The 784-nt window shown below is 45.2% G+C and carries 1 protein-coding gene and 1 pseudogene; one reads left to right on the top strand and one right to left on the bottom strand.

Translation table 11 applies throughout. The annotated features are described in order from the left end of the window. Positions 1-90, bottom strand: a pseudogene (locus KIV40_RS35125) (deoxyribonuclease IV); the annotation flags it as partial. Between the two features lie 151 nt (positions 91-241). Between KIV40_RS35125 and KIV40_RS35130 the strand changes: the two are divergent. After that, positions 242-784: HAD family phosphatase (locus tag KIV40_RS35130; RefSeq protein WP_285354105.1), on the top strand; the 543-nt coding region annotated here is incomplete at its 3' end.

The raw sequence follows: 784 nt of genomic DNA on the forward strand, positions 1-784 counted from the left end.
CCAACCGATCTCGCCTTTGCCTAATGAATGATGACGGTCAACCTTGCTAGCGAATTCAACTTTTGAATCATTTAGATGCATTGCTCTTAAATCATATGAGTTTTCTCGATCATTAAGGGAACATTTACGTCGAGTTATCATAGTTTGGAACGTTTATTCACAGAGCTTTAACTCGCCTAAGTTATTGGGGTATGTCAAAATAGCCACCCTCAGCAAAGACGATGGTACAAGAACCGCAACTATGAAATTCCAAGCAGCAATTTTTGATATGGATGGCCTACTTCTCGATACCGAGCGCCTGTGTATGCAGATATTCGAAGAAGCGTGCCAAGCACAAGGGGTCCCTTTCCTAAAAGATGTTTACCTCGGCATCATCGGCTGCAATGCTAAAACCATCGAGCAAATCTTTCGTAACGGTTACGGTGAAGACCTCGACTACCCAGCCCTCAACAATGAGTGGCGCACTCGCTACAGTGCAATCGTGAAAAACCAGGCGATTCCAGTGAAAGAGGGCGTGATTGAACTCTTAGAGTGGTTAAAGTCAAACAACATTCCAGCTGCAGTTGCGACTTCAACTCAACTGGATATCGCCAAAAAGAAACTTGAGTTAGCAGGGTTAGATTCTTACTTCACTTCTCTAAGCACTGGCTGTGAGGTAACGAATGGCAAGCCACACCCAGAGATCTACCTATTAGCGGCAGAACGTCTTGGCGTTGCACCAGAATCATGTCTGGCATTTGAAGATTCCAACAACGGCATCCGCGCTTCTATGGCAGCGAATATG

Source organism: Vibrio sp. D173a (assembly GCF_030248475.1).